Raw genomic sequence first — 12,678 nt, forward strand, 5'->3', positions numbered from 1 at the left:
GGGGCTAACCGGTGCGAGCGTAGAAAACGCCCGCGGCTATCCGGGACATTCCACGAACAGGATCGCGGTCGAGCGTCGCTCGGCCGTGCGGCCGTAACGGGGCGCCGGTCCGATGGCCGCGGCGCGGTGCGACACACGCGGCGCGGCCGGGGAAGGCTTCCGTCGTGCGGCGCGCGTGCCCAGACCAGTACTCAAGAACGATATTCGACCATGGCTATCCGCTCAACCTACCTGATCCTGCCCGCCGTCGCGATGCTGTTTTCTGGCTGCGCGATGCTGACGTCGTCGCAGGAAAGCAAGCTGACCTGCCACATTCCGCGCGCGGTCTATCCGGATACCGCGAAGCCGCTCACGCGCCAGGCGACCGTGCTGGTGCGCGCATTGATGACGACGTCCGGCGAAGCGCAGAACGTGACCGTGACGACGAGCAGCCGCAATGCGGCGGCCGATCGCGCGGCCGTCGAGGCGATGACGCACGCGAGTTGCACGCAGACGGGCGCGACGGCGAATCCGTTCCTGCTCACGCAACCGTTCGTGTTCGAGCCGCGGCGCGCCGAATGACGAGCGCGGCGCGGCGCAGTGATTTATTCATCGAATTGAGTCTCCCGTCGTAGCAGCGGGATTCGGTCTTGTAAGGCACGGTTATTTCGGACCGGGAACGACAGTTTCCTCAGTCTTTCATCGAGCAACGAGTACAGCGTGTTCGTATCCTGATTGAAATACCGAGTGTGATAGACGATCGCGTCGATATTCTGCTTCCAGGTCTTGCCTGCGTCAGTGCTGCTGATCATCAGGGGGATCGGTGGATCATCGATTGCCTGCCCGGGGTCGGTCGCATAGACGAGCAATAGGCCATCGCGGCCCACGTCGAGGCCGCTCAGGATGAGCTTCCTGTCAAACGTCGTCACTTGCCGGACTTGGTCGGGGCGCGTGTTCGCCCACGTCGAAAGCACGCCGGTCCGGCGTGCGCGATCCGGTGCAGTATCCTCGCCGCTCTCGTTATCGAGGAGAGACAGCGTGTAAAGCACGTAGCCGCCAGCCGTGGCGGGCGCAGACACGAGTCGAGTGACGGTCTGGTCAGGTAAGACGGTATCGAGAACGAACGCCTGCTGATTTGGCGCGAGTCGGTATACGACGCTGCGGGCAGGGGCCGTAGCCGACCGGTCGACAGGGTAGGTCACTCGCAGGGTGCCGTCGGGCCCAAGATTTACTCCTGCGAAGCTGCGCCAGGGAGCACCGCGGACGGCTGCATCCGGCGGTAGTGCAATCCGCTGCCAGGACACGCCGCCGTCGGATGTTCGCCGCACGGCCGGGCCCCGACCGATCGCATAACCGCGTCGCGCGTCGATGAAGAGCAACTGAGCGATATCCTCGTGCTCGGGCCAGTCGAGCGGTGACCAGTGACGGCCGCCGTCGAGCGATTTCCAGACACGGGTTTGCTGCGAGACGAGGCCGTCTGCCGGATGTGGCGCCGTGTAGCTAGTCCGGCCGACGCCGATGACCTGGACCTGACCGTCTCGCGAATGCCACCACGCCGTGTGTTGGCCCGGCGCTTGCAAGAAGCGCTGCAGCCCTTGATCGAGGGTGCCACGGAAGAAATTTACGGTCCGCCGATTGAGGGTTTCTGCTGCGTTGTTCATCCACGCTTCGGTGGGTTCCGCGACCATTGGATTCTTCCACTCGCCGGGAGGCTTCAGCGTCACCACAGGGTCGGCGACCGTGAGCGACATGATTTCATTGCCGGTGACGTAAAAATCACCTACACCCGCCGGTCGGTCGGGCCACGTCACCTTCGACGAAACGGTTTCCCATCGAGGGCCTGTGTTTTCGAACAGCAGAATCACTACGATGCTGCCGATCGCGATGGCTGTCAGCCACTTCGCTCTGGACCGGTTGCGCACGGGGTGGGCTGGAGTCAATGGAGAAGAGGGCATGAGGCCGATCATGCCGCAGGCGTCGTCCGATTCTGCGGACCCGGCCCACGGCAAATGCGTCTGGTAGCGATCAGAACTGCCGTTTCCGAAGTGTGTAGGCAAACACCGAATAGAGCGTATTCGTTTCCGGGTCGAAGTAGCCGCCCTGCGAAGCCTTGTCGGCGGTTTGCCGCCATGTCTTCCCACCGTCGGTGCTGCTGATGGTCAGATCGATCGGCGCGCCACCGCCGTTCGCGACGTTCGGATCGGTCGCGTGAACCAGCAGGACGCCGTTGCGACCCGCGCTTAGTCCGTTGAGCGTCAGCGAGCTGTCGAACGCATGCAGCTGCTGGATGTGATCGGGATGCTCGCTGGTCCAGGTCGAAATGACGCCCGCACCACGACCACTGCCGGATTCGCCGCTTGTACGCGACAACGCATACACCGCGTAATTGCGGACGGGTGCCGGTGGCGATTCGAGGCTGACGACAACTTGTCCGGGCAGCACCGCTTCCCGGACGAAATCCTGCTGACTCCACGCGAGCCGCCAGACAACGGCTGCCGGTTGCCGATGTTCGGCGTTTTCGACCTGATAGGCGATGCGCAATATGCCGTCCGGACCGAGGCTGGATCCGTCGAAAGTCCCGCGCGGCTTGCCTTGGACGGCGGCACCAGGTGGCTCCGTGATTTCCTGCCACGTTTGCCCGCCGTCTGCCGTTCGCCATACGTGCGGCCCCCAGCCGATGGCGTAGCCTCGTTGCGAGTCTATGAAGAGCAAGCGGTTGATGTTGCGGTTCGCCGGCCATTCGAGCTGGGTCCAGTGCTGACCGCCATCGCTCGACTTCCAGAGCTTGGTCGTCTGAGGGGCCGCTCCGTCGCCGGGGCGCGGTGCCGCGTAATCCATCCAGCCGGTGCTTACGTACAGGATTCGCCAGTCAGGCGAGTACCACCATGACGCGGTCTGGCCCGGTTCCTGAAAGTGACGCACGGAGCTGCCGCCTAGCGTGCCGCGCAGGAAACTCACGGTCGATCGGTTCAGCCGTTGGTTCGAATCGTCCATCCACGGTTCGGCGAACTCCGCGACGTCAGGGTTCTTCTGCTCGCTTTCCGGCTTGAACGTGAGTTCCGGTCGTGCGACCTTCAATGACATGAAGTCGTTGCGCTGTACGCGAAATGCGCCCGCACCGTACGGCTTCTCGTTGCGCATGAATTCGGTCGATACTGTTTCCCACCCTGAAGTCATTTCCGTATATCCGTAAATAGCGATCGGTAGAGCGAGCGCGCATCCCGCGATCAAAAGCCATTGTTTGCTTTTTCGCATGTCACTTCACCAGCAGCCTTCCGAGGGCCTTGCCGACCGGATCATCGACGTCCCATGCGTCGGCCTTGTTCCTGAGCACGGGGATGGCCGAATCGACTGCCTGTCCCCACGTTCTTCCGTCGCCCCATTCCTGAATGTTCGGGCGCATCCCGATCTTGACTAGATCCATGATCGGCAGGTCTGCCAATCCGCCGTCGAGATAGGCCATCGGGTGCGTCTTGAATGCGAATTCCTTGAACTTTTCTGTGTTCATTTCGAGTTCGAACTGTGGCCACGTCATGTCGACGCTACCGTTTCCGGGTGTCGGACTGGCCATCTGGATCGTGTCGCCCATCATGTTCTGATTCAGGCCGTCTTCCATGTTGACCTGAAGCAATTTCCGCGCTTTGTTCAACCACGCTTTCCCTTGGCGGCTGAGTCGAGGGTAAAGATTCTTGCCATAGTCGGAGCAATAGTAGTAGCCGTAACTAACGTAGTAATCGGGTGGTTTATGTCCGCACCCGATATGACGCATCATGAAGTTGCCGTGGCGCGACCAGTCGGAATCCGTGCTTTCCGTTTTGATCAGGTTTTCGCGCCGATGCAGCAATTCCTGGGCGACCTTCTTGTCTTTCCAAGGATCCCATGACGTGGCGAACTTCTTCACGGTTTCCCATATGCTCGACATACTGACTTTCTGGACCGTCTCCCAGTATTCGCCGTGAAGCGGCCGATAGTAAAACGGGCAGGTACCGACGACCCATTTCGGTGCCGGCGTCACATGCTTGTCGCAGATGTTGATCTGCACCTTCGGCCGATCCTGGTATCCCGTCGGGGTGAGCATCGCCGCACCTGTCCCGAGCACCTTGTCGTGTTGTCCGTCAGCCATTCGATTTCCCCAGAAACTTGACGACGACGTCGTGCGGCACGTGGCTCTGCGTGAGCCCCGTCTCGCCTGCCGCGTTGGTGACGCCCTCCGAGATCAGCTTGCCGTTCGAGAACATCTGGTACCGCGTGTTCGCGACCGGAATGTCGGTGCCGGCCCAGTGCGCGATGAACGCCTGGTCGTAGTTGCCGCTGGAGTTCGGCAGCGTCGGCATCGTTTGCGACAGGTGGGTGGGGCCGCTGAACGCATGCTGCGCGCCCTTGATGTCGATCTTGCCGGGCGCGTGCACCTCGATGTTGCCGTCCGCGATGCGGATATAAGCGCCGCCGGACGTCAGCAGGATCTCCTTCGCCGCGGCGCCTTCGACCGATTGCGTGACGGCGATCAGCTTCAGCGCCTTCTGTGCGGTCAGCTCGATGTTGTCCGCCTGCGCCTGCACTTCGACCTTGCCCTTGCCGGCGAACAGCTTCATCCCAGCGTTCTGCGCGAACAGGCTGATCCGGTCGAGGACACTGGCGATCAGCGATTTGCCGGCGGCGACGTGCGTGCTTTGCCCGCTGACGAGGTTGATGTGCTGGTCCGCGGCAAATTGCGCGGATTGCTGCGTGGACAGCCCGATGCCGGCCGGGCTGCCGAACAGCATCACGGGTTCCTTGAACGCATTGGCCGAGCCGGTTCCGCCACCTGAGGTCCTGCCGCCGGCGCTGTTGCCGCCCACGCTGTGCTGCGTCGCATCGCTGAACTGCTTCAGCGCCGTGTGGCCGGCGTCGAGCGATTCGCCCTGATGCTGCGCGCTGACCTGCGACATGGCGTCGATCAGCCCTTGCGCGCGCACGAGCTGCTCCCGCGTCTCGTCGACGTCGAGCGGCTGGCTTGCCGCCTGCTTCGGATGCGTCGTCACATACAGCCCGCGGTTCGCGCGCACCGCGCCGTATGCGTCGGAACGCAGGTCGAAACCGCTGCCGAGATAGCTGCCGCGGTTGTTGCCCGTGTGGTCGATCAGGTAGCCGAGGTGCAAGTGCGTGTTGGCCTGGCTGCTGTACAGGTGCACGCGGTTCTGTGCGGTCGCGTCGTCGAGCACCAGCTGGTTGTAGCCGGCGCCCGCATATTCCTTTGACCGGTATCCGGACAGGAGCCCGTTGCTGTGCCATTGCGGACGCGTCGCGCCGTTGTAGACCTTGCCGACGACGATCGGGCGATCGCAGTCGCCGCCGAGGAAATCGACCAGCACTTCCTCGCCGGCGCGGTGCGGGTGAACGGCGCCGTAGCCATTGCCCGAATCGGACGCCGTGGCGCGCAGCCAGCACGACGCCTTTTCGTCGCCGTCGTTCACGCGGTCCCAGTGGAATCGGACCTTGACCCGGTTGAGCTCGTCCGTGTGAACCTCTTCGCCCTGCGGGGCGACGACGATCGCCGATTGCAGGTGCATCGGCGGCTTCGCATGCTCGAACGGGCTGCGGAACGGCACCGTCGTGCGCTGCGCTTCGATGCGGATCTGAAAGAAGCCCTCGCTGCCGTCGGGATGCCGCACGCGCGACAGGTCGTTATCGGTTTCCCGCATGAGGCGGCCGATTTCGGCCTGCAGGCTGTGCGGGAAAACGGCCGACTCGTCGGCCACGGGCAGGTTGTTGACGATGATCCACGTCGTCTCGATCACGGCGAATTCGCGTTGACCGGCATCGTCCTTGTCATGTTCGGGATGATCGGCGAACTCGAACGTGCGTCCCGCGTCCATGCGTCGCACGCCGCCGACGCCGTGAAAGCGCTTGGCGTGCGATTCCTGTTCCTCCATCCAGATCTTCGACAGATGGTCGCCGCGCGACTGCTCGGGATACGTGTACGCACCCGTGTATTCGTAGACTTCGAGTTGCCCCGGCAGGTCGCCCTGGTTCGCGATCGTCGGCGTGTGAGTGGCCTTCGGATTCGACGCGGTGGGCGGCTGCTTGTAGTCGAACGTGCGCGTGGTGCGCGCGACGCTTCGCAGCGTGCGCGTACCGGCGAACTGGACGAGCGTGTCGGCTTCGTCGCCCGCGCCCGCGTGATGAAAGCGCACGGTTCGCGGCGACAGCGCGGGCAACGCATCGAGGCGATCGACGATGACGAGTCGGTGCGACTTGCCGTCGTCGTCCTGTTCCCAGAAACCGTACAGGCCTTCCGATTCCATCAGGCGATGGACGAAATTCCAGTCGTCCTCGTATTGCATGCAGAACGAGCGCGACGGCAGCGGCTGGTAGAGTTTGAACGTGAAGCGGCCCTTGGCCTGCGGGTGCTGGTTCAACACGTCGGCGATGATGTCGTCTGCCGACCGGTCCTGCCAGATCCGCTGATCGCGGCGGAATTTCAGGAAGTGCAGGAACGACGCAAAAACGACCTGAAAGTGCGTGAGGCCGCTGTCCGATCCGAGCCGTCGGACCGCATGCACGTAGCCGTGGTGTGGCGCGTACGATTGGTCGGCCTGCTGGATCCACAGCGTTACCGGCTGCGCGATCAGTTTCTTGAGTTCGACGTCGTCGGATACCGACACGGTATCGACGGTGAACTCGAAATGGCGTCCGAGCCGCGACCGGCCCGTGACCCGCTGCGGCAACAGGACGTCAGGGCCGAGCGGGGTATCCAGCTTGACGAGGCGCTCGTGCTGGACCGGTCCGGCCAGCAACGCGCTTCTTGACGCTTGCGAATTCATCACCAGGGCTCGCTTTGTTGTGCTGTTTTGCTGGTTCGCACGCTCTCTCGTGCGGAATCCGGTAATTGTATGAGATAAACGGCTTTATCTCGAATTTGCGGGCCGGCCGCGCCCGGCCGTTCAGCCCGCCGCGTCTTCCGCCTTCCAGTCCCCCGACTTCCCGCCGCGTTTCTCCCGCACGCTCACGTCGGTGATCACCATTCCGCGATCGACGGCCTTGCACATGTCGTAGACGGTCAGCAGCCCGACCTGGACGGCCGTCAGCGCTTCCATCTCGACGCCGGTCCGGCCGAACGTCTCGACCTGCACGACGCAATGCACGCCGGGCAGCGCGTCGTCGAGTTCGAAGTCGACGGCCACGCGCGTGAGCGCGAGCGGGTGGCACAGCGGGATGAGGTCGGCCGTGCGTTTGGCACCCTGGATCGCCGCGATGCGCGCGACGCCGAGCACGTCGCCTTTCTTGGCCTTGCCGTCGCGGATCAGCGCGAACGTGGCCGGCAGCATCCGGATCGTGCCGCGCGCGATCGCGATGCGCCGGGTTTCCTGCTTGTCGCCGACGTCGACCATGTGCGCATGGCCGGCGGCATCGAAATGGGTGAGTCCTGACATGTCTTCCTCTTGTGAGAACGGAGTGCGCGCGCACGTCCGTCGATCGCTGCTTCGCGATCGGCCGGGTACCGGAACCCATGCCGACGCGGCGAACCGATCCAGCCTCGCGACGGGCGCCTATCATAGCAGCGGCGCCTGCGTCGCCGGGGGCGCAGATGACGCACGCGCGGCACGGGACAGTCGTCGCGGCGCCGGTACAATGACCCGAATATTCAGACCAAACGCCGCGATGCGCGCCGCTCGCGCGGGACGGCGTCGTTTTCATCCTGCCATGCGTGTCAAACAGTTGCTTGCCGTGTCGCTGTCGGCGGCGCTCGCGCTGCCGCCGGGCGGCCATGCTCAGAGCGCATCCGCGCCACCGCTCGAGCCGGCGGCCGGCGGCGGGACGTCGATTTCCACCGTGCCGTCCGGCATCGCGACCGGCGTGTTCGGTACATACGGCGGCGCGGAGAGCCGATTCTCGGGCGCGGCCGGTGCGTCGGCGCCCGTCGCGAGCTTGCGCGCGCCGCTGCGTGCACTGGAGCTGCCCGATCTCGGCGATGGCTCCGGCGGTTCGCTGACGCCGCGAGCCGAGCGCCGGCTCGGCGAGCGCGTGATGCGCGAAGTGCGGCGCGATCCCGACTATCTCGACGACTGGCTCGTGCGCGACTACCTGAACGCGATGGCGGCGCGGCTCGCGGCCGCGGCGGCCGCGCGCTACATCGGCGGCTACACGCCGGACTTCGACCTGTTCGCGGTACGCGATCCGCAGATCAACGCGTTCTCGATGCCGGGCGGCTTCATCGGGATCAACAGCGGGCTGGTGGTGACGACGCAGACGGAATCGGAGCTCGCATCGGTGGTCGGCCACGAGATGGGCCACGTGCTGCAGCGGCACATCGCCCGGATGATCGGCGCGAACGAGAAGACCGGCTACACGGCGCTGGCGACGATGCTGCTCGGTGTGCTGGCCGGCGTGCTCGCGCGCAGCGGCGATCTCGGCAGCGCGATCGCGATGGGCGGGCAGGCGTATGCGGTCGACAACCAGTTGCGCTTCTCGCGGTCGGCCGAGCGGGAGGCCGATCGCGTCGGCTTCCAGCTGCTCGCGGGGGCCGGCTACGACCCGTACGGGATGCCGGGCTTCTTCGAGCGGCTCGACCGCGCGTCGATGGGCGATGCGGGCGTGCCGGCCTATGCGCGCACGCACCCGCTGACCGGCGAGCGGATTGCCGACATGGAAGATCGCGCGCGCCGCGCGCCGTACCGGCAGCCGCGCCAGTCGGCCGAATACGGGTTCGTGCGTGCGCGTCTTCGCGTGCTGCAGAACCGGGCGCCGACCGACATCTCGGCCGAGGCGCGGCGGATGCAGCTCGAGATCGACGATCGCACCGCGCCGAACGTCGCGGCGAACTGGTACGGCATCGCGCTCGCGAACACGCTGCTCGGCCAGTACGACACGGCGGACAAGGCGCTCGCGTCGGCGCGCGGCGCGTTCGACGCGCGCGAGCGGCGCGACGACGATCCGGCGACGAGTTCGCCGAGCCTCGACGTGCTGGCCGCCGACATCGCCCGCCGCGCGGGCCGCACCGACGACGCGGTGCGGCTCTCGGCGCTCGCGCAGCGGCGCTGGCCGGCGTCGCACGCGGCGATCGTCGCGCACCTGCAGGCGCTGCTCGCCGCGCGCCGTTTCGCCGAAGCGCAGACGCTCGCCCGGGCGCAAGCGAAGGCCGACCCCGAACAGCCGGACTGGTGGGATTACCTCGCGAAGGCGAGCGACGGCAAGGGCGACGTGCTCGCGCGGCGCCGGGCGCTGGCGGAGAAACTGGCGCTCGACGGCGCGTGGCCGTCGGCGATCCGGCAACTGAAGGAAGCGCGCGATGCGAAGGACGTGTCGTTCTACGAGCAGTCGATCATCGGCGCGCGGCTGCTGGAGTTCGAGGCGCGCTACAAGGAAGAGCGCGACGACGAGAAGAACGGCCGCGGGTAGCGGCCGCCACGGGGCGAACGCCGACGGCGCCGGGGCGGGTCAGTTGCTGCTGCCGGCGGCGTCGCATGCGTGGCGCGCCGGGCTCGCGACGTAGCCGAACCGCGCAGGCACGTCGGCACAGGCGATGCTGCCGAGCGGCAGCGTGCGGCCGTCGCGCCAACGCAGCATGGGCGGCTCGGCATCGAAATCCGCGTGATCGGCGAATAGCCCGAGATCGTGGTCGTGCAGCGCCGCGATGCGCGGGGGTGTGCCGGCCTCGCGAAACAGCACGCCGCCGCCGTCGTCGAGCCAGGCTGCGTCCGGTTCGAACGGGGCGCCCGTCTGGTCGGTGAGCGCGAGCTGCCCGTCGCGTTCGGCGAGCCGCACGATCCACGGCGTATAGGCGAGCTCGACGTACACGCGCTGCGGCCCGTTCTGGAAGAACCACTGGCCCTGCGCGTCGCATGCGTAGTTGCGGCCGATGAACGCGTTCAGCGCCGCATGCCGGACCGGCGAGCCGAGCTCGCCGGCCGCCTGCGCCGCGTCGTCGCGCAGCCGCCATGTGCCGCGCCGGTCGAGCAGCAGCCAGCCGGTGCAATGCGGCACGTTCGGCCATTTGGCGAGCGCCTGCCTGACGATGTCATCCATGGTCGACGAATTTCGAGCAATAACCGAACACCCGCGCCGACAGCCAGTCGAGGCGGCCGGGGAACGGGCCGGTCATGAAGCCCGCATGGCCGCCGTGCGCGGGCTGGTCGAGCTCGACGGCCGGCGACACGTCGGCGGCGCCCGGCAGCGCGGACTCGGGCAGGAACGGATCGTTGCGCGCGTTGAGCAGCAGCGTGGGCACGTCGATCGCGCGCAGCAGCGGGCGGGTCGTGGCCTGTGTCCAGTAGTCGTCCGCGTTCGCGAAGCCGTGCAGCGGTGCGGTCACGACTTCGTCGAAGTCGCGCATCGTCACGGCCCGCAGCATCGCGTCGCGGTCGAACAGCCCCGGATACTGCTCGAGCTTCGCGAGTCCCTTGCGTTTCAGCGTCTTCAGGAAGCTGCGCGTGTAGACCATCGCGAACCCCTGCGACAGCGCGCGGCCGCCCGCGTGCACGTCGATCGGCGTCGAGATCGCGGCGGCGGCGCGCACGATCGACGTGTCGCTGCGATGCTCGCCGAGCCAGCGCAGCAGCACGTTGCCGCCGAGCGATACGCCGGCCGCGACCAGCGGCCCGCGATGCTGCCCGGCGAGCCGGCGCAGGATCCAGTCGACCTCGGCGCTGTCCGCGAGATGGTAGAAGCGCGGCTGGCGGTTGATCTCGCCGCTGCAACTGCGAAAGTGCGGGACGACGGCGTGCCAGCCCTTCGCGCGCGCGGCGGCCATCATCGCGAGCGCGTAGTGCGAGCCGGAGCTGCCTTCGAGGCCGTGGAACAGCACGAACAGCGGCGCGTCGGGCGCCGGCGCCGCGCTGTCGAGGTGCGCGACCCAGTCGAGATCGATGAAGTCGTGGTCGGGCGTTTCCCATCGCTCTCGCCGGTAGGCGACAACCGGACGCCGCGCGAACAGCGCCGGCACGATGGTTTGCACATGGCTGTTGGGTAGCCAGCGCGGTGCGCGATAGCGCAGTGTGTCGTCGGCGGGGGCCGGGGCCCCGGTCAGCGGCGAGGTGGGCGGAGAAGCCGTACTCATGATCGCCCCGCTAATGCGTTGCTTCGTTTTTCGTCAGTGCAGCGGACCCTGCCCATGACGGATCTTCGCGGCGAATTGTCCGGCCGCCTGTTCGGGAATCGGGCTCGCGTGGATGTGCGCGATCCGCCACTCGCCACGTTCGTGGATCATCACGTACGTCGCGAAAACCATGTCGGGTTCGGCCGTCAGGTCGGCCTGCTGATGCGCTTCGGCGATCGTATAGACGACCGTGCCGAGGCTGTCGTACACGCGGATGTCGAGCGGCTCGATCGTGACCGGGCGCGTCGCGAGCCGGTTGGCGAGCCCGCCGCGGATCTGGTCGAGACCGTGCAGATGCTCGCCGTCCGCCCAGACGCAGCTGGCGAAATCCTCGTCGATCCACAACGCCAGCAGCGCGTCGAGATTGGCATCCGCGACGGCCTGGTAGTAGGCGTTCAGCGTATCGGCAGCGGCTTCGAAGAGGCGGGCAAAACGTGGCATCGGGGTTGTCTCTCGCGCGCGTCGCGCGCCGTATTCAGCGCGGCGGCCCGGATGGAGCCGCCGCACACCGGTGAATCGGATTGCCCGGCGCGCCGTGCGACGCTGCCGGCCAGGGTCAGCGCTGCCCGACGAGCATGCCGCGCAAATCGCCGAATACCTGCTCGGGACCGAGTTCGCGCAGGCACTTCAGGTGGCCGAGCGGGCACTCGCGTTCGAAGCAGGGACTGCATTCGAGATGTAACCATTGTACCTTCGCCAGGTCCGACAGCGGAGGGGTATGGCGCGGATCGGTCGATCCGTACAACGCGACGAGCGGCCGGCGCAACGCGGCCGCGACGTGCATCAGCCCCGAATCGTTGGTGACGACGGCGTTCGCGCGCGCGATCAGCGCGCACGCCTCGGACAACGACGTCTGCCCGCACAGGTTGCGCACGTTCGGCGCGTGGTCGGCGATCGCCTGCGCGGCCGCGGCGTCCTTCTGCGAGCCGAGCGCGACGATCTGCGTATACGGGAACGATTGATGGACGATGGTCGCGAGCGACGCGAAGTGCTCGGGCGGCCAGCGCTTGGCCGGGCCGTATTCGGCGCCCGGGCAGAACACGACGAGCGGCTTGCGTGTATCGAGATTGAAACGTGCGGACACGCGCGCCGTCTCGTTCAGGTCGGCGTCGAGGCGCGGCGCGGGCAGGGTTTTCATCGACTCGGGCAGCTTCGCGCCCGGCGCGTACGCGAGCGCCGCGTAGTGGGTGGTCATCGGCGGCCGCTCGCCCGACTTGTCGGGGTTCGCGTGCCGCACGTTCAGCAGCCCGTAGCGGTGCTCGCCCGTATAGCCGATCCGCAGCGGGATGTTCGCGAGCCACGGGATCACCGCGGACTTCAGCGAATTCGGCAGCACGTACGCCGCGTCGTAGCCGACGTCGCGCAGGTCGCTCGCGAGCTGCCAGCGGCGCAGCAGCTGCAGCTTGCCGTGCGCGAGATCGGTCGCGTGGACATCGTGGATCTCGGGCATCCGCTCGAGCACGGGCGCGACCCACGACGGTGCGACGGCATCGATCGCGATGCGGGGATGGAGTTTCTTCAGCAGCGCAAAAAGCGGCTGCGCCATCAATGCGTCACCGATCCAGTTCGGTGCGATAACCAGCGCTCGACGCATCAGGTCGACTTCCGATGTCGTAATGAAGCAC

General features: G+C 66.4%; 11 protein-coding genes. 2 read left to right on the forward strand and 9 right to left on the reverse strand.

Annotated elements, in window-relative coordinates; all coding sequences use genetic code 11:
* The first annotated feature begins 210 nt into the window (after positions 1 to 210).
* Positions 211 to 561, forward strand: coding sequence for a TonB family protein (locus tag C5F75_RS04415; RefSeq protein WP_059578589.1), 351 nt, complete (start codon positions 211 to 213; stop codon positions 559 to 561).
* Positions 562 to 584: 23 nt separating this feature from the next.
* Here the strand turns inward: C5F75_RS04415 and C5F75_RS04420 are convergent, their stop codons facing one another.
* The 5 genes from C5F75_RS04420 to moaC form a co-directional block, all read right to left on the reverse strand.
* Positions 585 to 1,934 (reverse strand): glycosyl hydrolase, encoded by a 1,350-nt coding sequence (locus C5F75_RS04420; protein WP_104011931.1) that lies wholly within the window; start codon positions 1,932 to 1,934, stop codon positions 585 to 587.
* Positions 1,935 to 2,004: 70 nt separating this feature from the next.
* A complete protein-coding gene (locus C5F75_RS04425) occupies positions 2,005 to 3,156 on the reverse strand; it encodes a WD40/YVTN/BNR-like repeat-containing protein (RefSeq protein ID WP_059578587.1) in 1,152 nt (383 codons plus the stop codon).
* A 79-nt stretch (positions 3,157 to 3,235) separates the two neighbouring features.
* Positions 3,236 to 4,102, reverse strand: coding sequence for a calponin homology domain-containing protein (locus C5F75_RS04430; protein ID WP_059578584.1), 867 nt, complete (start codon positions 4,100 to 4,102; stop codon positions 3,236 to 3,238).
* Positions 4,095 to 6,782 (reverse strand): type VI secretion system Vgr family protein, encoded by a 2,688-nt coding sequence (locus C5F75_RS04435; RefSeq protein WP_059578582.1) that lies wholly within the window; start codon positions 6,780 to 6,782, stop codon positions 4,095 to 4,097. Before C5F75_RS04435 ends, C5F75_RS04430 begins: the two co-directional genes overlap by 8 nt.
* A 120-nt stretch (positions 6,783 to 6,902) precedes the next feature.
* Positions 6,903 to 7,391, reverse strand: a complete 489-nt coding sequence (gene moaC / locus C5F75_RS04440) for a cyclic pyranopterin monophosphate synthase MoaC (protein ID WP_050014564.1) — start codon at positions 7,389 to 7,391, stop codon at positions 6,903 to 6,905.
* A gap of 271 nt (positions 7,392 to 7,662) precedes the next feature.
* On the opposite strand from moaC, the gene C5F75_RS04445 reads away from it, so the two are divergent.
* Positions 7,663 to 9,357, forward strand: a complete 1,695-nt coding sequence (locus C5F75_RS04445) for a M48 family metalloprotease (RefSeq protein ID WP_060011305.1) — start codon at positions 7,663 to 7,665, stop codon at positions 9,355 to 9,357.
* Positions 9,358 to 9,396: 39 nt separating this feature from the next.
* On the opposite strand, the gene C5F75_RS04450 is transcribed toward C5F75_RS04445, so the two are convergent.
* From C5F75_RS04450 to waaF, 4 genes are all read right to left on the reverse strand, one after another.
* Positions 9,397 to 9,984, reverse strand: a complete 588-nt coding sequence (locus C5F75_RS04450; protein ID WP_059578578.1) for a DUF2946 family protein — start codon at positions 9,982 to 9,984, stop codon at positions 9,397 to 9,399.
* Positions 9,977 to 11,014 (reverse strand): hydrolase, encoded by a 1,038-nt coding sequence (locus C5F75_RS04455; RefSeq protein ID WP_059578575.1) that lies wholly within the window; start codon positions 11,012 to 11,014, stop codon positions 9,977 to 9,979. Before C5F75_RS04455 ends, C5F75_RS04450 begins: the two co-directional genes overlap by 8 nt.
* Positions 11,015 to 11,047: 33 nt before the next feature.
* Positions 11,048 to 11,494, reverse strand: coding sequence for a nuclear transport factor 2 family protein (locus tag C5F75_RS04460; RefSeq protein WP_006477934.1), 447 nt, complete (start codon positions 11,492 to 11,494; stop codon positions 11,048 to 11,050).
* A gap of 115 nt (positions 11,495 to 11,609) precedes the next feature.
* Positions 11,610 to 12,647 carry a lipopolysaccharide heptosyltransferase II gene (gene waaF / locus C5F75_RS04465; RefSeq protein WP_059578574.1) on the reverse strand — a complete coding sequence of 346 codons (1,038 nt, stop codon included), beginning with the start codon at positions 12,645 to 12,647 and terminating at the stop codon, positions 11,610 to 11,612.
* Positions 12,648 to 12,678: the final 31 nt, after the last annotated feature.

It is taken from the genome of Burkholderia anthinoferrum (assembly GCF_002925705.1).
Lineage (GTDB): Bacteria > Pseudomonadota > Gammaproteobacteria > Burkholderiales > Burkholderiaceae > Burkholderia > Burkholderia semiarida.

What these genes read in the sequence shown, in the direction of transcription:
- C5F75_RS04435 (WP_059578582.1), bottom strand. Translation starts at nt 6,782, where the DNA reads ATGAATTCGCAAGCGTCAAGAAGCGCGTTGCTGGCCGGACCGGTCCAG.
- C5F75_RS04430 (WP_059578584.1), bottom strand. Translation starts at nt 4,102, where the DNA reads ATGGCTGACGGACAACACGACAAGGTGCTCGGGACAGGTGCGGCGATG.
- moaC (WP_050014564.1), bottom strand. Translation starts at nt 7,391, where the DNA reads ATGTCAGGACTCACCCATTTCGATGCCGCCGGCCATGCGCACATGGTC.
- C5F75_RS04425 (WP_059578587.1), bottom strand. Translation starts at nt 3,156, where the DNA reads ATGACTTCAGGGTGGGAAACAGTATCGACCGAATTCATGCGCAACGAG.
- C5F75_RS04450 (WP_059578578.1), bottom strand. Translation starts at nt 9,984, where the DNA reads ATGGATGACATCGTCAGGCAGGCGCTCGCCAAATGGCCGAACGTGCCG.
- C5F75_RS04455 (WP_059578575.1), bottom strand. Translation starts at nt 11,014, where the DNA reads ATGAGTACGGCTTCTCCGCCCACCTCGCCGCTGACCGGGGCCCCGGCC.
- C5F75_RS04445 (WP_060011305.1), top strand. Translation starts at nt 7,663, where the DNA reads ATGCGTGTCAAACAGTTGCTTGCCGTGTCGCTGTCGGCGGCGCTCGCG.
- waaF (WP_059578574.1), bottom strand. Translation starts at nt 12,647, where the DNA reads ATGCGTCGAGCGCTGGTTATCGCACCGAACTGGATCGGTGACGCATTG.
- C5F75_RS04460 (WP_006477934.1), bottom strand. Translation starts at nt 11,494, where the DNA reads ATGCCACGTTTTGCCCGCCTCTTCGAAGCCGCTGCCGATACGCTGAAC.
- C5F75_RS04415 (WP_059578589.1), top strand. Translation starts at nt 211, where the DNA reads ATGGCTATCCGCTCAACCTACCTGATCCTGCCCGCCGTCGCGATGCTG.
- C5F75_RS04420 (WP_104011931.1), bottom strand. Translation starts at nt 1,934, where the DNA reads ATGCCCTCTTCTCCATTGACTCCAGCCCACCCCGTGCGCAACCGGTCC.